Annotated in this window: 20 protein-coding genes; 11 read left to right on the top strand and 9 right to left on the bottom strand. The window is 46.6% G+C overall.

Annotation, left to right across the window (positions count from 1 at the left end; all coding sequences use genetic code 11):
* Positions 1-195 precede the first annotated feature (195 nt).
* The gene (locus ACLWNV_RS15615; protein ID WP_413585369.1) at positions 196-1176 is read left to right on the top strand and encodes an MBL fold metallo-hydrolase; all 981 of its coding nucleotides are present in this window, start codon (positions 196-198) and stop codon (positions 1174-1176) included.
* Here the strand turns inward: ACLWNV_RS15615 and ACLWNV_RS15610 are convergent.
* On the bottom strand, positions 1173-3434 hold the full coding sequence (locus ACLWNV_RS15610; RefSeq protein ID WP_413585368.1) for a transglycosylase domain-containing protein: 2262 nt from the start codon (positions 3432-3434) through the stop codon (positions 1173-1175). The two genes, ACLWNV_RS15615 and ACLWNV_RS15610, sit on opposite strands and share 4 nt — an antisense overlap.
* A gap of 111 nt (positions 3435-3545) precedes the next feature.
* Between ACLWNV_RS15610 and ACLWNV_RS15605 the strand changes: the two genes are divergently transcribed.
* The 4 genes from ACLWNV_RS15605 (at position 3546) to ACLWNV_RS15590 (ending at position 7014) form a co-directional block, all read left to right on the top strand.
* Positions 3546-4169, top strand: coding sequence for a co-chaperone GroES (locus tag ACLWNV_RS15605; protein ID WP_413585367.1), 624 nt, complete (start codon positions 3546-3548; stop codon positions 4167-4169).
* Positions 4170-4179: 10 nt separating this feature from the next.
* A complete protein-coding gene (locus tag ACLWNV_RS15600) occupies positions 4180-5613 on the top strand; it encodes a hypothetical protein (RefSeq protein WP_413585366.1) in 1434 nt (477 codons plus the stop codon).
* Positions 5614-5946: 333 nt separating this feature from the next.
* Positions 5947-6636 (top strand): hypothetical protein, encoded by a 690-nt coding sequence (locus ACLWNV_RS15595; RefSeq protein ID WP_413585365.1) that lies wholly within the window; start codon positions 5947-5949, stop codon positions 6634-6636.
* Between the two features lie 9 nt (positions 6637-6645).
* Positions 6646-7014 carry a hypothetical protein gene (locus tag ACLWNV_RS15590; protein ID WP_413585364.1) on the top strand — a complete coding sequence of 123 codons (369 nt, stop codon included), beginning with the start codon at positions 6646-6648 and terminating at the stop codon, positions 7012-7014.
* An 81-nt stretch (positions 7015-7095) separates the two neighbouring features.
* On the opposite strand, the gene ACLWNV_RS15585 is transcribed toward ACLWNV_RS15590, so the two are convergent.
* Positions 7096-8538: a hypothetical protein gene (locus tag ACLWNV_RS15585; protein ID WP_413585363.1), complete on the bottom strand. Its 1443-nt coding sequence runs from the start codon at positions 8536-8538 to the stop codon at positions 7096-7098.
* Positions 8539-8852: 314 nt separating this feature from the next.
* Between ACLWNV_RS15585 and ACLWNV_RS15580 the strand changes: the two genes are divergently transcribed.
* Positions 8853-10043: a KamA family radical SAM protein gene (locus ACLWNV_RS15580; RefSeq protein WP_413585362.1), complete on the top strand. Its 1191-nt coding sequence runs from the start codon at positions 8853-8855 to the stop codon at positions 10041-10043.
* 13 nt (positions 10044-10056) lie between these two features.
* Here ACLWNV_RS15580 and ACLWNV_RS15575 read toward each other — a convergent pair whose 3' ends face one another.
* From ACLWNV_RS15575 to ACLWNV_RS15565, 3 genes are all read right to left on the bottom strand, one after another.
* Positions 10057-10518: a hypothetical protein gene (locus ACLWNV_RS15575; protein ID WP_413585361.1), complete on the bottom strand. Its 462-nt coding sequence runs from the start codon at positions 10516-10518 to the stop codon at positions 10057-10059.
* Between the two features lie 112 nt (positions 10519-10630).
* The gene (locus ACLWNV_RS15570) at positions 10631-11194 is read right to left on the bottom strand and encodes a hypothetical protein (protein WP_413585359.1); all 564 of its coding nucleotides are present in this window, start codon (positions 11192-11194) and stop codon (positions 10631-10633) included.
* Positions 11195-11261: 67 nt separating this feature from the next.
* The gene (locus tag ACLWNV_RS15565) at positions 11262-13562 is read right to left on the bottom strand and encodes an ATP-dependent helicase (RefSeq protein ID WP_413585358.1); all 2301 of its coding nucleotides are present in this window, start codon (positions 13560-13562) and stop codon (positions 11262-11264) included.
* Between the two features lie 218 nt (positions 13563-13780).
* Here ACLWNV_RS15565 and ACLWNV_RS15560 point away from each other — a divergent pair, with 218 nt between their 5' ends.
* Together ACLWNV_RS15560 and ACLWNV_RS15555 are read left to right on the top strand one after the other, a co-directional pair.
* Positions 13781-15124: a hypothetical protein gene (locus ACLWNV_RS15560; protein WP_413585357.1), complete on the top strand. Its 1344-nt coding sequence runs from the start codon at positions 13781-13783 to the stop codon at positions 15122-15124.
* On the top strand, positions 15121-15726 hold the full coding sequence (locus ACLWNV_RS15555) for a hypothetical protein (protein WP_413585356.1): 606 nt from the start codon (positions 15121-15123) through the stop codon (positions 15724-15726). Before ACLWNV_RS15560 ends, ACLWNV_RS15555 begins: the two co-directional genes overlap by 4 nt.
* A 12-nt stretch (positions 15727-15738) precedes the next feature.
* On the opposite strand, the gene ACLWNV_RS15550 is transcribed toward ACLWNV_RS15555, so the two are convergent.
* Positions 15739-16416: an HdeD family acid-resistance protein gene (locus ACLWNV_RS15550; RefSeq protein WP_413585355.1), complete on the bottom strand. Its 678-nt coding sequence runs from the start codon at positions 16414-16416 to the stop codon at positions 15739-15741.
* Positions 16417-16607: 191 nt separating this feature from the next.
* Positions 16608-17402, bottom strand: coding sequence for an SPOR domain-containing protein (locus ACLWNV_RS15545; protein WP_413585354.1), 795 nt, complete (start codon positions 17400-17402; stop codon positions 16608-16610).
* 134 nt (positions 17403-17536) lie between these two features.
* Between ACLWNV_RS15545 and ACLWNV_RS15540 the strand changes: the two genes are divergently transcribed.
* A complete protein-coding gene (locus ACLWNV_RS15540; RefSeq protein ID WP_413585353.1) occupies positions 17537-18376 on the top strand; it encodes an inositol monophosphatase family protein in 840 nt (279 codons plus the stop codon).
* A gap of 18 nt (positions 18377-18394) precedes the next feature.
* Positions 18395-18757 carry a DUF3565 domain-containing protein gene (locus ACLWNV_RS15535; protein WP_413585352.1) on the top strand — a complete coding sequence of 121 codons (363 nt, stop codon included), beginning with the start codon at positions 18395-18397 and terminating at the stop codon, positions 18755-18757.
* Between the two features lie 6 nt (positions 18758-18763).
* On the opposite strand, the gene ACLWNV_RS15530 is transcribed toward ACLWNV_RS15535, so the two are convergent.
* Positions 18764-19858: a DUF2914 domain-containing protein gene (locus ACLWNV_RS15530; RefSeq protein WP_413585351.1), complete on the bottom strand. Its 1095-nt coding sequence runs from the start codon at positions 19856-19858 to the stop codon at positions 18764-18766.
* Between the two features lie 100 nt (positions 19859-19958).
* On the bottom strand, positions 19959-20276 hold the full coding sequence (locus ACLWNV_RS15525) for a hypothetical protein (protein ID WP_413585350.1): 318 nt from the start codon (positions 20274-20276) through the stop codon (positions 19959-19961).
* Between the two features lie 298 nt (positions 20277-20574).
* Between ACLWNV_RS15525 and fliL the strand changes: the two genes are divergently transcribed.
* Entirely contained in the window at positions 20575-21105 is a 531-nt protein-coding gene (gene fliL / locus ACLWNV_RS15520; RefSeq protein WP_413585349.1) for a flagellar basal body-associated protein FliL, read from the top strand.
* The last annotated feature ends 2 nt before the right edge of the window (positions 21106-21107 follow it).

Here is a 21107-nt window from a genome sequence, read left to right as displayed (position 1 = left end):
AATATCTAGTGATATCAGGATCTTATCTGGTTAGTGTTAGAGGCGCCGTGTAACGGGGAGGTGCAAAAGGAACCACCATTCGAGTAATCCTTACGTGGCGGCATCTTAGACTCCTTCAGTGACACTACTTAAGTCAGGACCAGAGGAGAAAATATTAATTTGTTTCGTGTTTATTCTGAGGCATCCTTAGAAGGTATGTCATTCTCCATAAAATTTTGGGGCGTTCGTGGCTCTTTGCCATCATCCCCACCACCATCAGCTTGGGTGAACCACATCGAAGGAGTTCTTCAGAACTTTTTTAATTCGGGTCATCACAGTGCACACCAAGTGCCTGAGTATATTCGCGGTTTGCAGGAACCAGCGGTGGGCGGTTATGGATCTGCAACAACTTGTGTGGAGCTGAACTGTGGCAACAGTCAGATTATCATCGATGGCGGCAGTGGCATTCGTTCCATCAGCGAGAAAATTTTAAATGGCACAGCGACTCGCAAGAAGGGCCCTTACCATATTTTCATGACTCACTTTCATTGGGATCATGTGATTGGTTTGCCATTTTTCGTGCCGCATTTTATTCCTGGCGAAGAAATTCACTACTACGCAGTTCAGTCTGAACTGGAAGTGTTGATTCGCGGTCTGTTTAAAAAACCGTACTTCCCGGTTCCGTTTGAGGCACTGCAAGCTCGCATTCATTTTCATGTTTTAGAACCACGCAAACAAATACAAGTGGGTGAGTTTAAAGTCACTCCTTACCAGTTGGATCATCCAGATCCTTGCTGGGGATTTAAAGTGGAAGCCGAAGGAAAAGCTTACGCGCATTGCGTGGACACCGAAGGTACCCGCGTGACTCAGGACGAGTTGGGTGCGGATCTTCCGTTGTATCAGGACATTGATTTAATGTACTTCGATGCGCAGTACACGTTGCCGGAGTTGGCTGAAAAAGCAAACTGGGGTCACAGTGCTGCCCAAGTTGGATTGGAAATCGCCTTCCGCGAAGGCATCAAACGCGTCTTGTTTGCGCATCATGATCCGGGGGCTCGCACGGATCACGTTTTGGAATTACGTCGTCAAACGATGGAATATTATAATTCTGTGGCGACGGCCACGTCAGAAAATAACGAAGAAGTTCCTCCGGTCCTTTGGGATTTTGCCCATGAAGGACTGGAAGTTGTTCTTTAGGGTTCAGTGCCTTTCTTAAATACCAACTCAACTGATGTCGGATCAAACGGAGCTTGCAGAGCATTCAATGCTTTTAACGTGTCTTCGTCCAAAGTCACCTTCACCGCGTCTTCCGGTAAAGCAAAATCATCCGCTGGATAGCGGCTGCCGATTTTCTTCATAAAATCAGTCCATACGGGAACACCACCACTGGAGCCCGTAAGTTTGTGTTGAAGGTTATTATCGTAACCCACCCAAACAATCGTGGTCAGGTATGGAGTGAATCCACTGAACCAGGCATCTTTGTTATCGTTGGTGGTTCCGGTTTTTCCCGCAGCAGGATTCGTGAAACCATTGAGCGGAATCGCGCGTGCTGAACCAGAAATCACCACTTGTTTCATCATGCTGATCAGACTTGCCACAATGGCCGGGTCCTCAACCTGGCGTTCGTTGGGATTGAAAGTGTAAACCTCGGCTCCGTCGGCATTAACCGCTTTTCGCACGAAGGAAATATCTTTGCGCGTACCCAGATTTGCAATGGTCATGTAGCTCTGCAAAACTTCACGAGGATACATTTCAAAGGCTCCCAGGGTCAGGGACGGAAACGCTTTTAGCTCGGAATCCACGCCAAATTTATGTGCGACATCGACGATGTTCCCAATGCCCACACTCATCCCTAAATTTGCTGTCGCAGCATTCAGTGAATTTTTTAAAGCATAGAACATGGGCACTGTGCCGAAGTATTTTTTGCCGTAATTTTCCGGAGCCCAGGTTTGTCCTTCGTACTTGATTTGCTGCTTTTCATCATTTAGCAAAGTGATTGGCGTGAAGGGTTTTCCCTCGGGAGTTTCATTAATAAGCGCTGTCAGAAATACGAACGGCTTCATTGTGGAACCGACCTGGCGATGGCCGTCAATCGCGCGGTTAAACTGAGTCATACGATAGTTGCGACCACCAACCACGACAGTTACAAGTCCCGTGCGATTGTCGCCAACTAATACGATACCTTCCAGACTGTTGCCTTTTTCTTTAAGGCCTTTGATGTGCTTGTTGGTTTTTTCAAGATTATTCAAATGCCCGCTTAGGGATTCCTGAGCTGCCTGCTGGGATTCCAAATCCAGAGCAGTGTAAATGCGCAATCCTTCAACAGGAACTTTCAATCCATCCAGTTGTTTGCGAACGGCATCAAGATAGTAAGGTGCTGTTTCCGTTGCCAATGTCACCGGGGCGCGAGGCAGGGGCGTATTGTCAGCCGTAGCCATTTGCGATTCGGTGATGAAATCCAGTCCCTTCATTTTCTCCAGCACCAGATGGCGACGACGTTCTGCATTTGCCGGTTTTTTGAATGGATTGTACAGGCCAGGGCTGTTCACGATAGCTGCCAGCAATGAACACTCTGACAGATCCAGATTGGTGACTTCTTTGTTAAAATAATATCTGGCTGCCGCTCCGTAACCGCGCACCTGGAACGATCCATTTTGTCCCATGTAGATGACATTCAGATAAGTTTCCAGAATTTCATCTTTGTTAAAACGTGATTCCAAAAGAATCGACATGATGAATTCCTGATACTTTCTTTTGATCGTTCTTTCGCTGGTCAGGAAATAGTTTTTAACCAATTGCTGGGTGATCGTACTGCCGCCTTCTTTGCGTCCGGTGGTGATGTTCTTGACCAAGGCGCGAAGAATGCCTTTAAAGCTGACTCCGCCATGCTCCAAAAACTGGGCATCTTCGATCGCCATGATGGCATTGGAGCACGTGGGCGGAACTTCACCCAAAGTCACGGTTTTTTGCATTAAAGGTTCGTTACCAATGTACTGTGCCAAAAGGGGTGCTTCGCCAAAGGCTGAAGTGACTTCCTGGAAAGGGGCTCCAGCAAATATTTTTGAAATCGTGCTGTCATTTTGGAATACCAAAACTTGCAGGGAACTATCCACTTTTTCAGTCGGGATGTCCTTGTTGACCCAAGCCAAACAGCCGACCTGGTTTTCGTCCAACGGGAGTTGCATGCGGGCGCTGCACTGCTCTCGGTCAGCAAGGAAGTAATCCCCTTGTAATAAACGTTGATCATACTCGCGACGACGGAAATTCTGCTTAGTGAATAAGCCCTCGATGACCTCGGGAGTGCCTGAGTTGCGAGCGCTGAAAACACGCGGCCCCGCGTAGTACTCAGTGGGTACAATGAAGCGCTTGGATTCCAGCTTTTGAGTCATCTCTTTTTCGAGTGAGAAATAGGAATAAGTGGCAAACCCAAGTCCCGCGATGATTGCAAGCGTCACAAGGATTGTAAAACAAAATAAAATGGTCTTTAATCGTGGTCGCAACATGCACATAGAGTAGTACGAAAAACAGACACTGTTGAAGTAGTTTTTTCGTGAAAGGGAAAAGTTGTGGCTAAGAAGAAATCTTCTGCAAAGAAAGCCGTCAAAAAGACCGTAAAAAAGGTCGTAAAAAAATCCGCAAGCAAGGTCGTTAAAAAAGCTTCCAAAAAGTCTCCGGCAAAGAAAGCTTCCGCAAAGAAAACTGCGGTTAAGAAACCAGCAGTAAAGCCGGCTAAGAAGACGGTGGCAAAGCCAGTTAAGAAATTGGCTGCCAAAGCTGCAACAAAGAAATCCGCAATGGCGCCGGCGAAAAAAGCGACGCCTGCAAAAAGCACAGCTCCTGCCATTAAACAGGCGATTAAGCCTGTGGCTAAGAAGGTTGTGGACCTGACTGATTTCGTGACTCCCTTGGATGATCGTTTGATGGTTCAACTTTCAGGAGCTGAGCGTACGACAGCCAGCGGTTTGCTTTATATTCCAGACACGGTAGCAGATGTTTCCGGGAATCTTCACGGAACTGTGGTTGCTGTGGGACGCGGACACATCAGCAAAAAAGGGCATCTTCGCCCAATGGAATTGAAAGTGGGGGACAAAGTTGTGTTCTCACAATATTCCGGCTCAAAAATTAATATTCAAAATGAAGACCTCGTCATCCTTCGCGAAACCGAAGTGATGGGTTTGGTAGAAAAGTAAAGGAATGCGAATGTTGAAAGCACATTTTCTAAAAGTATTGGGTCTTTCCATTGCGCTGACGTCCACTGCGGCGCAAGCGATGTCATTGGATTGGTCGGGTGGATACCGCGCGGAATGGACAGAGGTGGATAGACCTTCTTTGACTGATCCAACGCAAAGAAAAGCTTATGGCTTGAATTATCTGTACCTGACTCCGAAAATCATCGCAGCCGATGGTATTAACATCGTTTCTCGCTTTGATATTTTTAACAGTGAGATTTATCCAGGTTCCCAATTGGGTACTATCTGGGGGATGAACACTTCAGATTCAGCGACATCCGGCGGAAATCAAATGTCTTCAGGCAATCAAGGTCCTGCGACTATTTCTGCAAGTCAGCTTTACTTGAACGTGAATCAGGAATTCGGTTCTTTGTTGGTGGGCCGTGTGCCGTTTGAATTCGGAACGGGCATGCTTTACTCCGCGGGTAAAGGGGCGTTTGATCACTGGTATAACACTCGTGATATGGCAGCCTACAAAATCATCGTGGGTGACTGGTTCCTGATGCCAATGATCGGTCGCATGGTTGCGAATGATTTCGGTCAGGGTAATAACCAAACATTCTGGGGTGCACAACTTCAATACGAAAACGTCGAAGCGAAATCTTTGATGGGTATTTATGTTGAGCAGAAAAAAGGTGCTAACACCACTTTGAATTACACGACTGAGCAAATTGCTGCTTATACAGCTGGAGCTGGTGGCACAGTTGGTGGCGAGATGAGCATCAACACAACAAGTTTTGTGTTGGGTCGCGGTTGGGACTCCTTCGGATACAAGTTTGAAGGTGCGTTCCAGTCTGGTCAAACAGGGATCCAGCGCGGTACTGAAGACGTGAAAGTTGATGGCTTTGGTTTGGCAGCTGAATTGTACTTCCCGGCAAGAGAATCCAAATGGGATTACTCTTTCAAACTGGGTATGGCGACAGGTGATACTGATTCCACGAACTTCAGTGGTTTTGCTTATAACAAAAACTATGACGTTGCGATGTTGATGTTCAACCATCGTTTGGGTCAGGCGGATCTGTTCAATACGGATGCAGTGAAACCAACTGCAGCGAATGGAGCAGCTTTGGGTGTGGGTAATTCTGCAGACGACGAAAGCGTTGGAAATGCATACTACCTGGCGCCTTCAGTGAATTACACGATCAACGAGCGCTTCAGTGTTCGTAACACCGTGATTTATGCTCAATTGATGAACGTTCTTCCGAATTCTGTTGATGCTAAAAAAGATTTGGGCCTAGAATGGGATATCGAAGTTGTTTATCAACCACTTGAACGTGTTCAATGGGTGAATCAACTTGGTTTGTTGTTCCCAGGGGAAGCTTGGAAAAATGGTTCCGGCGCCGGTGGGAATTTGGGTAACGATTTTACATTTGGATTTGCATCTAAAGCCGCCATCAGCTTTTGATCACAACTTGATTGCAACTTGTACGACAGCTTGATGACTACATGATACTACTTGTTTGGTGGTGAGCAGGGCCCCCGGGAGGAAACTCCCGGGGGATTTTTTTTGCCTTTTTTCTGGGGTGCTTAGAAGGCGGTGGGAGTGGAACAGGTGCTCCGCGACACGCCTTCCGGGCTCACCGTGGCCCGCTTGCGCGGGTTCGCGCATCCTGCGCCCACGGAGGTCGCTGCGCACCTGTTCCACTCCCGCCGCCTTCTAAGAACCAGTGAATTGTCTTTTGAAATCCCCCGGGGGATTTCTTGAGAAGAATGGGAGAAGCGGGCTAGGCTTTTTCTTATGAAAGCTTTTGTTTTAATTCTTGTTTGCGTTCTTTTGGGGGCTTGTGTGCATCACTCCTCTTCTTCTTTTAATGATATTCCTGGGGGGCGGTTGTTGAAGGTGCCTTTGACTGCTGAGTATTGGGATGTGGTTTATGATGGTGGGGGAGTGGTTAAGTTTGATGAAGATGGTCTGGGGGAGTTGGTTTTTTATCCTCGGGTGGCTCGGAAATCGGGGCAGACTTTTTCCAGTCTTTTGTTGTTGAAGAATTCTTTGGTTAAGCCGGTTAATGATTTTGTGGTTCGGGCTGAGGTTACTACGGTTCGGCAGCTGCGGTCTTCGACTCCTAATGATTGGGAGGTTTTTTGGTTTGTTAGTAACTATCGAAAAGATCCTAAGTTGGTTAAGACGGCGAATTATTTTCTGCAGAAACCTAACTCTGGTGTGGAGTTGGGGCGGTTCTTTCAGGAGAAAGGGCAGAAGTTTTTAATGACTTCACAGGCCGCTCCCCTGGAGATTGGGGCGCGTTCTACATTTTATTTTGTTAAACAAGGCAAACGCTATCGGGTTTTTCGTGACGGAGATCTGGTTTTGGACTACCTAGGTAAAGAGATGCCCGAGTCTTTGTATGATCAGGCCGGTGCTTTAGGGCTTTATTCAGAAGATGCCGTCGTTCGACTGCACTCGTTTGAGTATAAGATTTTATAGGGAGAATGTATGACGAAATTTCTGACTTTGTTCGCAGCGTTTTTTATTTCTGTATCTGCTTATGCAGGTCAATGGAAGATGGTCGCTAACGAAACAGTTTTTCAAAATGCACCGATGATGAAAATCTTCCCGGTTAACTCCAAAGAAGCTTACTCAGAAATTTTGGTTCGCGTATCCCGTGGTACTGTTCGTATCCAAAATCCAATGATCTGGCTTAAAAACAAAGGGCAACAACCCATCTGGACAGTGCAAGGCGACTACCGCGGCCCCCGCGACGCCGGCGCCCGCTACTTTGCCGATCAAATCATCGACGTGCGCATGAACCTTCAAAACCTCGATCGCAACATCCCAGCGAACATTCAAATTTATATCCGTTAGTTTTTTCATTAAGTAAAAAATGGAAACGGGCCCGTCGTGGACCCGTTGGAGGAATTTCTTAATTTGGAATTTCTGTTACTACTATTGGCGTAGCATTCCTGAAGTTCTGCTTGTGCCAACCGGTGCAGCACCTTGTGGTTGGTATTGTTGCTGCCACTGTTGATACTGATTCGGTTGTGGAACGTATTGCTGCTGACCTGGAACTTGAGTCATCGTTGAGTTGCCAGGTTGTGCCGGAACAAACTGCGTCGGCATACCGCTGGATTGGAAATTGCCTTGGATTACGTTGTTAGGAACCGCATTTGGAATAGTTGCGATACCTTGTCCAGTTGCTCCGCCACGACCAACACCCTCTGTACGTCTGTAAACTTGACCGTTAATAACAACTGTATCAGCAGATGTTTGACCTTGAGCTGTAGTTCCCGCAGCTGCAAATGCTTCAGCAAGAGATTGTTGCAGTCCCGCTGAGAACTGATTTGCTTTTTGCATGCCATCCGTAACGACTGAGATACGTTGAGACATAGAGTTTAGCTCTGTGTCTAGAGTTGGATTCGTTTGAGTTCTCCAAATTACTTCGTCCAGATATGCAGATCTTTCAGCGCTTACAGTTGTATTTGCTGCCTTCTGTTTTAGTGCCTGAATGAACTTCAAGTCTGCAGTTTTAATTGATGCAGAAGAGTTGATTAGGGATTGCTGAAGTTTAGAGTGGCCTTCAGGAATTACTGCGATAAAGTTCTCAAGAGAGTACAATAGTTCTTTAATTTCCTTTGGTTTGGATGAAGATTTTCCTGTCAGGTAGTCATAGTGAGCTTGTCTGTTTTCCAGAATAACCTCTGCTTGAACAGGCATAACTCTTCTGCTGATAAATGAAAGTACGGTGCTGTCATTGATTTCATCGCTATCCAGGTCGGAGAAAAGTGATTTTAGGCCTTCAGAGTAGCAAACCATAGTTGCTCCCTTTGCGGTTAGTTCCATTTCTTCATCAGATTCCATATCTGCGCAGTTCTTTGAAAGATCAGCCAGCGCTTGATTTAGTTTAGCGTATTTATCTTTCGTATCTGATTTTGATTTCTTTGCAGGAGCTTTTTCTTCTTTTTCAGACTTTTCTTTCTTAACAGCTTTTACGCGTTCAGCGCCGCGCTCTGGAGCTTCTTCTTTTTTGGATTTTCGGGAAGCTGCAACCAGTTCGATTGCGATGTCATTTAATTCAGTAGTATTTGTTTGGAAGTTCTTATCGAATACATAAGTTGTGGAGCAAGTGCCACACAGAACTTTGGATCCGCTTTCGGATGTGAATTCGACTTTATCAATTCTTACGCTGGTTCTGTTGCCTCGCTTTTCGAACTCTGTAAGGTACTCAGAGCCATCGAATTCAAAAGAACCGGTTTTGATGTTCTCTTTTTCCGATGCAAGGTCAGCCATTGAAAAACCCACCATTGATTTTGGTGGAGAGATATTGAAACCAAGTACAGCAAGTAGAACACCTGTCATGGCCCATTTTTTCTGGTTAGCGTTGAATTTCATAAAGTCCTCCTAGTTAATAGGTCTTCCAGACCCTTTTTCCTACTTAGTTGTAAAGCCAAGGCCGGGCCAACTTGGGGGTGTTTGGGTGGCACCTGTAAGCGGGCGAAAGTGTTGGGCATTCTCATTCTGAGAGGGGTGTCCTAGAAAATCTCACATGTCTAACTTCTGGAGTGTCATCCTGAGAAAATAGAATATCCGCGTGAATACAGGCATTTACATGCCATTAAGGGGCATGTGAGGAAAGCCGGTGAAAATGCCACTTTGTGGCGCTTCCGCTTGCGAAAAGGGGGTTTTTCATTGATAACAACCGCTCAATGAAGCTGCATTTTCCCTCTGCCCCCAAGCCTGTACATATCGCTGAATCCGATTGGAATAATTGGACTTGGCAGCTTCGTCATTCGTTGAAAAGCAAAGCGGATTTTGAAAAGGCGTTTACTCTTTCTGAATCTGAAAACGAAGCCTTCAGCGAAGGTTCAGAACTTTTCAATATTCGCACAACGCCGTACTACGCAAGCCTCGCTGGTGAAGCGGGTGAATCCATTCGCCAGATTTTAATGCCGCAAAAAATCGAAATGGAAGATGGTTTGCAGCAAATGCTGGATCCATTGGGCGAGCGTAAGAACAATCCCGCTCCGCGCGTGATTCATCGTTATTCTGATCGCGTGTTGTTTTTGATTACCGATATTTGCAGTGTGTATTGCCGCTTCTGCACCCGCAAACATTTCACAGGTCAGGAGCAGGCTTTCATCCGTAACGAAGAGTACGAAAAAGCTATTCAGTACATCAAATCCCATCCAGGCATCCGCGAAATCATTTTGTCTGGCGGTGATCCCTTGACGGTCAGTGATGGCCAGTTGGATCGCGTGCTGGGTGACTTGCGTGCGATCGAGCATGTTGAAATCATTCGCATTGGTTCGCGCATGCCGGTGGTGTGCCCGATGCGTATCACGGATGACCTGGTAAAGATTTTGAAGAAGCACAAGCCCGTGTTTTTGATGTCGCACTTCAATCATCCAAACGAACTAACGGCCGAAGCCGCCGCAGGTCTTGAAAAGCTTGTGGATAACGGTGTGCCGGTGATGAATCAAATGGTTCTGTTAAACGGAATCAACAATCATCCAGCACTGGTGCAGGCTCTAAACCGCCGCTTGCTTTTCTTAAGAGTAAAACCGTATTACATGTTCCAGTGCGATCCTTCGCAAGGTACCGATCACCTGCGCACGTCGATTGAAGACTCGTTGGAAATTCAAAAAGAGCTGTGGGGACATCTGTCAGGACTAGCGATGCCAAATTTATCAGTCGATATCCCAGACGGCGGCGGCAAAACTTATCTTGTTCCTAATTACGAAACTGCTCGCGAAGGCAATACGCGATTCTATAAAGGCTGGGACGGAGTCGAAGCGAAGTATGTCAGCCCGGCGCCAGAAAAAATCAAAAAGCCCGAGCTGGATCACTACCTTGAAGAATGGAACAATCTGAAAGCTGCCAAAGCTCCGCTTTCATAAAGAACGATATCACCTACGGACGGTATTCCAGTTCCAGGATGCCGTAGTCGTTTTCCACGCCCACTGAAAAATCAAAGAACTCAACTTCAGGTTTGCCGTTGAACTGCAACCACTGCGACATCGAATCGAACTTGCGCGGTTCAGAGTTGCGATCTGTCACCCAATACAATACATGGTAGGCTTTTTTCTCTTTACTTGGGTTGTTGTATTCCTGAACCAGAAAGTGCACGCGGAACTCGCGCAGCATTTTTGTGCCTTTGCCACACCAAACATCCCAGTCCCAGGCATCAGGGCGATCGTAAACGTGGGCGCATTTCAAAATAATTTCGCCGTCGTTACTAAGCCAGCGGAATTTCACATTGTCTTCGGTGATCGCTTTTGGTCCCACCAGTTTAAAACCAGGACGGGGAGCTGCGAAGCTAAGGGAAGAAACCAGTAAACCAAGGGCTGTGATGAATAACTTTAGTGTTGTCATGTATCAAGGGTAACAACTTGGACGCTAAAATCAAAGCAAACCTTACGGCTGAAAACGAAAAAAGGCTTCGGTTGCCCGAAGCCTTTCGACTTTTCAGATTTTCAAAGAACAATTAGTTCCAGAAAAGAGAGAAGTTAAGGAATGCGATGTTGATGCCCATGTCCAACTCACCTTTTTTCTCAAGACGAAGTTCTGGAGTGTAAGTGATGCCATCAAAGATCTGGAAGCGCTTACCGCCGCCGATAAAGAAACCGAATTGGTTTTCGTAGTCGCCGCCATCACGAACAGAGTATAGACCTACACCCGCTTTAGCGTAGAAAGAAGATTTCAAATCGCTTTGGAAGTTGTAAGCACCGATCGCTGCAAGATCGATCAAAGTTTCGCTCTCGCCTGTGCCAGAGAAAGCTTTGGAAAGGATTTGGATGCCGCCTTCGCCGCCCACTTGCCAGCCGTCTTGCAAATAGCGCAGGTAAGAAGCGCTTGCAGTGATAGCTGTTCCGCTGTCGCAATCTTTACATTGATTGCCGGAATAGAAGTTACCTTGTGTAAGGTTTGTTGTAACTTCGTTCAGCGGCGCAGAGCTGTAAGAAGTGAAAGAAGAAGTGTAATCTTTTGCAGAAGCTACAGAGCAAACTGCGGAAACGATCACGGCTGCTGATACTAAAAGTTTTTTCATTGTGACTCCTTTGTCAATTCAACAAAAATGATTGTTGTTTATCAAAAAGGAGTCAACCCAAATTCTATTAAACTCGTTCTAGACGCGCATACTTAACGACAAACTTTTTAACTGTGTTGTCGGTGAACATAACGCTGACTTTAAGATTGTCTCCAGCGCCTTCAGTTGAATACACCGTGCCGACTCCAAAAGTAGGGTGGCGGACACGCATTCCCTTAGAGTAAGAACTCTTGTTGGAAGAACCCATGTCGTCATAGTCAGGGAAGTCCTGAGTATCGAAGTCATCTCCACCGGAACGGGGCTTATTGCGGTCGCTGCTGCCCGAAGAGGACCACGCACTTGGGAAGTACTCGTCCGAGTTGCTGCCGCTGGTGCCATACCGTGAAACAAAGCGAGGCGCATCTGCAGCCGCGGATTTAAAGTTCACAAACTGAGTCGGAATTTCCTTAAGGAAGCGTGACGGCGGATTGAATTGTTCCTGCCCCCATACGCGGCGCATTTTAGCGTAAGTCAGCCACAGTTTTTGGCGCGCGCGGGTCATCCCTACATAAGCCAGACGACGTTCTTCCTCGACATCATCCTTATCTTCAGATTCTGCACTGCGGGAACTTGGGAATAGATTTTCCTCCAGGCCCACAACGAAAACATACGGAAATTCCAAACCTTTGGAAATGTGCAGAGTCATCATGGTCACAGAGTTTTGTTCTTGATCCAGTGAGTCGACATCATTCACCAATGCCATTTCCTCAAGGAAGCTGGTCAAAGTGGATTCCTCGCCACGCTCTTTTGCAAATTGGACGATGGCGTTGTCGAGTTCCTCTAAGTTTTCAATACGTGCCTGGGCTTCAGGAGATTCATCTTTTTTCAAAGCCATCAGGTATTCGGTGCGATCCAAAACAATGTGATAGAAGTCAGTCAGTTTAAACGAAGAAGCATTCACCTGAAGCTCTGTCATCATATCCAGGAATCTGCGGATTTTTCCGGTCGTACCCGCAGGCAGGATGCGTTCGTTCACAGCTTTTTCTGCAGCTTCCATCAGCGTCAGATTTTTTTGGTGAGCCAGCTCTTCCAGTTTTTCAACAGTGGTTTTGCCGATTCCACGGGCCGGCACATTGATCACGCGTTTAAAGGCGATGTCGTCTGCCGGATTGATCGAAAGCTTCAAATAGCAAAGGATGTCCTTGATCTCCATGCGCTCATAGAAGCGCACGCCGCCGACCAGGCGATAAGGAATCCCTGTGGTACGCAGTTGTTCCTCCAGCACGCGGGACTGGGCATTGGTGCGATAGAAGACTGCATAGTCGTTGTAGGACCCTTCGCCGTCATTGATCATGGTCTGAATGGTCTTAGCCACGAATTTGGCTTCGTCGTATTCATTGCGCTCTTCGCGCACGTTGATCAAATCGCCTTCCTGATTGGAAGTGAACAGAGTTTTATCTTTACGCTGGGAATTGTTTTTGATTACCGCGGTCGCTGCATTCACAATGTTTGCAGACGAGCGATAGTTTTCCTCAAGCTTCACAACTTTCGCTTCTGGAAAATCCTTTTCGAAATCCAGAATGTTTTTAATGTCCGCTCCACGCCATGAATAGATCGATTGATCCTCGTCACCGACAACACAAAGATTGCGATGGGCTTTCGCCAGCATTTGCACCAGCAAGTACTGGATGTGATTGGTATCCTGATACTCATCCACCATAATGAAGCGGAATTTTTGCTGGTACTGCGCCAGAATGTCTGGATACATGCGGAAAAGTTCGTAAGTCTTCATCAGAAGATCATCGAAATCCAGACTGTTTGCTTTGCGCATTTCGGCTTCATAGGCTTTGTAAACCTCGACGGTTTTTTGATCCATCAGGCGCTTGTTGCCTTTTTCGAATTGCTCGGGATTTAGTCCCATCATTTTGGCGCTGCTGATACGTCCCTGGAAGTTTTTTGCAGGATAAATTTTGTCGTTGATGTTTAACGCCGTCATGACTTTCTTGATTTGTGAAAGCGTATCGGACGAGTCATAGATTCCAAAGAAAGGTTTGTAATCCAAAAGCGTGATATGCTGACGAAGGATGCGCACGCAAAAACTATGGAAAGTGGAGATCCAAAGCTGGCTGTGAACTGGGACTTGAAGTTCGGTCAGAAGCTTGTAAATACGATGTTCCATCTCCTTGGCAGCCTTATTCGTAAAGGTCACCATCAGGATTTCTTCAGGGCTCGCGGCACCATTGCCGATCATATTTGCCATGCGATGAGTAAGAACGCGGGTTTTGCCAGAGCCAGCACCTGCCAAGATCAATACGGGCCCCTCAAGAGTCTCAACCGCATCCTTCTGCGCAGGGTTCAAATTTTTCGTAACAAATTCCAATACATCCACGTTGATACTCCCATTCCACAAGCCTTGCCTGTTGTCCCAGACGGGCCCTGCCCGCCGAAGCCTTGGCGAAGGAGGGTGTCGAAGTTTTAGTGGGACTGACAAAGTTTGTCTATCCCTAAGTTATCATTGAGTTTTTTGTGAACTTCCGCTAAAACTATAACGCGTTAGGTCGAAGACCCAACGAGGCTCGGTTTTTTATAGAGCCTGGAGAGGACTTTGTGAAGCTCGTTCTTCCTAAAATCACGTCCGTAATGTTACTGGCCCTGGCTGTCACAGCATGCTCAGGTCAGGAAAACACGTCCCAGGTTTCTGGCTCGGTTCAGGTTCTTGCGCCTATGAACGATAGCAAAAGCAGTCTCTCCCTTAAGTTCATCGAGCTTTCAGGATTGGATAATTTGCGCGAGGTTTCCGGACGTTTCGTTCGCTTTTTCATCAGTCCGCGCATTTTGGACAACCGCCTGAATGGTCCCGCTCCACAAGGTCGCTTCATTAAAAACTCAGACGAAAAATACGTTCCGACAAACGAGCAAAGCCAGCAGCTCGTGGTGATCTACGCTCACATGCAAAACCTTGCGAAAATGGATGAAGCCGTGGGTGCTGGTGGTGTGAACCGTTGGCCTCGTGATATCGGCGTCGCCGTTCGTGAATCCAGTGGCTTGGTTAACAATGCCCTTTACGATGGAACAACAGATTCAATTTTGATCGTGCCTTATACTCACCAAAACCTGCCTATCGCCGTTAATGGTGGAATTCTGGCCCATGAACACTTTCATTCGCTTTACTACAAGCTTGTGATGAAGGACTTCAGTGATCCCGCGGGCGAGCAAACTGTGAACACCGGCTCCAACCATGATCGTGCGCAGTTTTTAGAAGCGGCTGGTATCACGGATTCTTCTGACCAGGCCACTCCAAATCCACGTACCGAGAGTGGATTGAAAATCGGCAAAGGCCGTGAAGTCGCACTTTCAGAAAAACTGGTTAAGCGTTACTACAATCGTTACCTGCACCGTGGTTTGAACGAAGGCCTGGCTGACTTCTGGGGCTGGGTTTATACCGGTGATGCGGATTTCATTGCTTCGTCTTTGCCTGATTTTAAATTGCAGCGCTCTTTGAATATCGGGGAGTATGAAGTGGTCGGCCTGGTATCTGCGGACCGCCTTCGCGGTATTGCTGCAAGCTATGTGAACTTTAATTCCCGTCAAACATATGAAGAGTACATGCGTGACATGGCTTACAGCCTGGGTACGAAATACTCCCGCCTGTTGAAACATTTTGCTGATAAATCTGCGGAAGCCCGCGGTGTGGATGCAGTGGAAATGCGTCTTAAGGTTGCAAGCTGGATCGTGGCAACGCTGCCGGCATTCCGTCAGGACTTTGTCGAAAACGAAGCAAACATTTACTATCCTCCCACAAGATTCCTTCAGGTTTTTGCCGCGCAAATTCCTGATATGAACGAAAAGGAATGTCAGTTCCTGGTTGAAGTCATGAACTCGGCTGAAGGATCCTCGAAGTCCTGCGAGAACAAAAACAATCGCTATGAAGTTGTCGGGGATAAGAAATGAGATTTTTGATTTTGATTCTGGCACTTCTGACGTCTGTAGGAGCTTTTGCGCAACAATCTCGCATGAAGCGACCGTCTGTTGTTCCGGAATTAAATCAATTTCAGATCTATCCGCTGGCTTTGGAAATGCGTTACGAAAAAGACTCTGCCGGAAACTGGCTGGAGCAAAATCCCCAGAATTTAAGTTTCGCCTATCGCGCCACGACCTGGTCGGTCTTGTTTGAGTATTCCACCTTTAGTGAATCATCTGGTAATTCCACTTTAAATATCTCCCGTGAACACAAAGAAATGCTTTTGTGGGGACGCTGGCACTTATGGAGACATCGCGCCAGTAAACCTTTGCGCATGTCTGTGTATGGTGCAGGTGGCGTTGGTACTTATACCGAAGATATCAAAACAACTTTGTCTGGCATCACGCAAAACGACAGCACAGGTTCTAAAATGATGGGCGGCTTGGCGGCGGGGGCTGATATTTCCTATGATGTATTTTATGGCTTTGGAGTTATCGCTGCTATTGAGGGTCGCGCCTTGATGGGACAGGAGTTTGATCCCAATCCCACATTCGGTGGTCTTATGCGCGGTGGTTTTTACTACTCTTGGTAATTTCTTAGTGTCCTAATGTAAAGTCGGTTCGCGGTCTTTATCCTTGTCTTTGTCTTTAGGTTTTCCGCTGCCACTGTGAGCATCTTCCATCTCAGCACTCTGTTTGTGAAAGTACTCATACTCAATTTCATCAAAGGTTTCAGGCAGCATCGAGTTCATGTTCTGCACGACTTCCTGACGGGCTCTGCGAATTGAATAACCCAAGCCCATCAAACTCAATCCACCAAACAGCAGGTCGACCCCAACGAAGGTTCCGATCGTCCAAAATGATGAAAGCGGATAGTTGTACAAAACGATCGCTGCCAAAAATAACGAAAGTAATCCGTTTGCCAGATAGTATCCCCATCCCGTGGAGCGTTCGATTGTTGCGCCGATCACTTTGGATAAACCACTTGCCAGCAAATAGAATCCAATCATCAAAGTGAAAATCATCGTGTTCACGAAGGGATCTCTGGCAATCAGAACCGCACATACGAATGCCAGACACCCTAAGCCGACATGGGGCCACAGCTGACCGGTCCTACGCCCTTGAATTCCGTAAATGATTTGCGCAATACCACCGATGGCAAGAACTGCTGCCAAGGTCAGGACTGCAGCAAGAGTGGTGGCTGATGCAAATAACAAAGCGACAATTCCCAGAAAAGAATAAATAGAACCTGTCAAAATCAAGCGAGTGGATTTCCTGCTCATGAAAGCCTCCATTCATTGATGGTGATTTTAGAATGAGCTGGCTTATTCAGAATACCAAGCGGGAATTTCGTGTTGTGATCAGCGACACTGGCCGTGACCGACTTTGGAATATGGAAAACAGACAAGGGTCGGGAATAAAAAAAGCCTGCGGGATGAGCGCAGGCTTCTTCGCGAGTTCTGAGTAAGGAAGATTACTCAGTGATTTTTTGAACGATCGCAGAGGATACTTTTGCTTTCGTCAACAATTCGGATCTGTAAGAAGCTGCTTCTTTGGAAGTTGCAAATTGACCCACGCTTACACGGTACCATGTTTTACCTTTGATGTTCGCAGGCACATAGAATGCGCTGTAGCCTTTTGTTTTCAAATCAGAAGCAAACTTCTGTGCTTCAGCTTCGTCAGCATAAGCAGCAACTTGAACTGTGAATTTACCGACTGTGTATTGGGCAACATCTTTAGGCAAAGAAGAAGGAATGCGGGATTCCTCTTTTTTTGCGGCAGGCGCTGGAGCTGTGCGAGTTTGTGGAGCTTTGCCTGCTGCCAATTCTTTAGCAACATTTGAAGGCTCTTCTTTAGTGGCTGTTTTCGCTGGAGCACCGTGAGCATCAGCTTTTGTTTCGTGACCAGTCGCTGTTGTTGCAGCTGGAGCTGTACCGTGAGCGGCAGGTGCTGTGCTGTGTGCAGCAACCTCGCCATGACCTTCACCGTGAGCAGCCGTTGTTGCAGCAGGAGCTTCGTCTGCCACGAATTCCTCAGCAAGCTTTGCGATTTCTTCGTCTGTCATCGCGCCGGATTTAGTTTCTGTAGCTGTCGCACCATGTTCAGAAGCCACTTCGCGAGTTGCTCCTGCTTTTTGTGGCTCAAGTTGTGAAATCGTGTGTTGGTTGTCACTAAAGTTCTTACCGGCAAAAAGACCTACCGAAAAAGAAAGTAGAGAGATGAACAAAACTATCACTAGTTTTACAACCGTATCTGATTTCGCTGCCATTTTTTGAATCCTCATAGTGTTAAAACCCGCGTAAATGCTTAAGTTTCGGGCCCTTCCTTTGGCCTTACATCCATGGTAGCTTTAAGTCCTGGAATCGGTCAATCATCTGACGGTCCTGACTTAGGGGTGACAGCGTGGAAAACAGCGTAAAATCAAGGGATTGGAAGCAGGTCTTAGGTACGGCAATTAAGGCAGTAAGTTTAGGTCGTGAAGTGCTTCTCAATTATTTCGGTAACTTAGAGCACATCGAACATAAATTCCAAGCTGGACTTGTGTCAGAGGCCGACAAAGAATCAGAACGAGTCATCTCGGATTACTTAAAGAAAAATTTTCCTGACATAGAGTTCCTTGGAGAAGAATCTTATGCCGCTGGGGCCAAAGTCCAGTGGGCTTCTGCGGGTGCACAAGGTCGATGGATTCTGGATCCCTTGGATGGAACTACGAATTACATTCATCGGTTTCCGATTTTTTGTATAAGCCTTGGACTGGAAATTAACGGACAAATTCAACTCGCAGTTATCGACGTACCCATGCTTAACGAAACTTACACGGCGATTCGCGGTGAAGGTGCATTTGTTAACGGCAGAAAACTTTCGATAACGAAAAATGACAAACTTGAAGATGCCTTGCTGGCAACAGGTTTCGTGGCAGAGCACGAGCACGTGATTTCAGAACAACTGAAAATTTTCACTGACGTCGTTCGTAAAGCCCGGGGCATTCGTCGTCCTGGCGCTGCCGCTTATGATCTGGCTCAAGTTGCGCGCGGTGTGTTTGATGGATACTGGGAAAGAAACATTCAACCGTGGGATTCAGCAGCAGGAATTTTGCTGGTGGAGGAAGCGGGTGGAATCGTTACCACTTATCGAGGTGACAAGTACAATCCTTATAAGAACTCAATCATCGCCGGGCATCCCGCGATCGTAAAACAACTGCAAAGTGCGCTCGCTCCGCATATCAGTCAGGAAACAAACTAACTGGTGACAGGATAAAATATGAAACAGGGAATCGTCGGATATCTTACTGATTCGGAAAACCACTGGGTTGCAAAACTGGAGTGCGGTCATGTTCAGCATGTCAGACATGATCCGCCGTGGATGGAGCGTGAGTGGGTAACGACGGTTGAAGGACGTGAAGGTCATCTTGGGACAGAGTTAGATTGTAAAGTGTGTGATGAGCTGGCGGAGCGTTTTGCCAAATTACTTTTACCTAAGCTGCGTGCGGGGCTTAATGAGTCTTACGAATCCGCGGGCATCAGCGGCCTTTGCGATGAAGGCCGCTTTGAAGTTTCGCTTTCTGCTCTCGAGAATATGGAGATCGCGGAAATCATCCACGAATCCTCGCGAAAACTTTCTTAAATCTTTTTACATCACATCGGTGGTAAAAGTTCTTGTCGGGTTGCTTTGGTCGGTTTTATTTACGTTAAAATAAATTCTTCCGATTTCTCGTCCATCCGTAGTTTCCACACTGATGCGCCCTTCGCCCGAAGTATAATTCTGCTTAACTGAAAAGCCGCGGAAACCCTCTTTGCGGCCACCCGAAATTCGCATGGGTACTTTGTCGGTGCTGATCCAGCCCTGACGGGGATCCTTATAGTACCAATGCACAATCACCGAATCATCGAATCTTGCCGGTGAATAAATCTGTGCAAAGAAATAAATCTTATCACCAGGCTCTGCCAGGAATTCCTGATCGCCCGTTTTCCAAAATCTCCACGCTGGATTTTCATGGGACAACAGATATTTTCCCCCTGATTTTTCAATGTTGTGATAGATCCCCATGTTTTGCACCGTTAGGGGAACCGGTGGAATCCAACCAATGAAATACAGGATCACAAATAGTCCCAGGACGCTAAAGCCAGGTAATGCCAAAGTCCTTAACAGGAGTTTTTTGTTTTCAACTTTCTTGTTTAGAAGTTTGTAAGCGCCATACACAACGGCCGCTGTCAGTGCGATGGAGGCCAGGAACGTGGTGATTCCGACAAAGCCCACTAACACCGGGATCGTCATCGAGAAAAAGGCGAAAAGACAAATGACGTACAAACCGACTTTTAAATCCACCGCCGCTTTCTGCACGCTTTTAAGTTCGTTTGCAACCATAATACCCATCATTAGTCCGACAAAGACGATGGAGGAAAAGATCGAAGAACTTTTCAGGAAAAACAGAGAATAAACACTTAGCAAACTTCCTAACAGGAAATGCACTGCCAGATTGCGGTACTCCCAGTACTTGCTAAAGCGAGCGTTGATTTGCGTAAGCCCATGGGTGCTTAAAAAGTCATAAAACAGAATCAAACCGATGACTCCGAGATAGACGATCTGCTGCACAATACTTAATGGATCATCGACATCAGAGAGTGTCAGTACGTCGAAAAGAAAACCGCCCAGGAAAAAGGCGATATCAACTTTAGCTTCATTTTTTTCGTAGTAATTCAAAAGGCGCTGTTTCATGGTTGTCATGGATGTCATACTATCCAAGGTGCTCTGGGAAATCCAATAAGAAAGCCTCCCTGATTCAGAGGGAGACTTTCCTATAAAAACTCATCCTACCCCTGTTGGATCAGTGGGTGAATTTGGATTTAATTGCATCAATACCGTGTTCTACCTTGTCACTCATGCGGGCCATAAAGCCTTTCGCCTGATCGTCGGTGATATTGTATTGTGCCATCAACGAGTGGACTTTTTCTCTGGCGGCTTCTTTGGACATGCCGGTTTTATCGCAGATCAGATTCACCAGATCGTCAGGACTTTTTAAAGCATCCTTAATCTGGGCTTCTGAAAGATTCAGATTCGCAAACTGAGATTTTAAAGCCGAAGATATTTCCCCGAACTTCGATTGAAGGCCTCCCACGGATTGATTTGGTTGTTGGTTGTCCATAAAGAACTCCTTCCTTTTTGAGGGATGGGACCCATCAATATTATGAACCTGAATAAGTGCTCGAACTATAGACCTTGGTCCGTGACTGTCGACAAGCAGTCAAAGTTGCTCGCCAATTCTTTGACTCCCGTCATAAAAATTTTGGATGGAAACATTTTCCGGGGAGGCAAAATTTGCCTGTAATCAAATATGTTGGACTGCAGGAATGCTGACTGGACCGAGGACCTGTTGGCATTGCAGTTGCTTAGATGTTCCATGAGACCACTCCCATATCGTGGTCGTTCATCATGGAGGATGAATGGCAGAAGAAAATGCGCCAGCCGCAGAAGCAGCATCATCAGGCGGTTCAGGACAAAAGCCTATACTTCTTATTGCACTAGCAGTGATCAATATGCTCATCGTCGCAGGCGTGGGCTTTATGCTTTATAAGGGCAAACAAAAAGAAGCCGCGGAACCAAAGATCGAAGATGTTATTAAAGGTGAAGCCGAGGCTCAACACAAAGAAGCTGCCGAAGAGAAAGAAATCGTCGGTAAAGTTGTTCCTTTGGAAACATTCATCGTGAATCTGGCGGGTTCCAAAGGTCGTCGTGTGGCGAAAGTGAATATCGAGCTTGAACTGAAAGGCGACAAAGCCGCAGAAGAGATCGATAAGCGCAAAGCGCAAATTCGCGACATCATTATTATTATTCTTTCTTCCAAAACTTATGAAGAGGTCTCGACCCGTGAGGGCCGTGACAGCTTGAAGAATGAAATCAAAGACACGATTAACTCGTTCCTGGTTCAAGGGAAGATTTCGAACGTGTTGTTTACTGAGTTCCTTTATAACTAAGG

It is taken from the genome of Bdellovibrio sp. HCB274, assembly GCF_047306075.1.
Taxonomy (GTDB): domain Bacteria; phylum Bdellovibrionota; class Bdellovibrionia; order Bdellovibrionales; family Bdellovibrionaceae; genus Bdellovibrio.
Note: the sequence above shows the minus strand (reverse complement) of the source record. Positions and strands in the feature narration are given on the sequence as shown.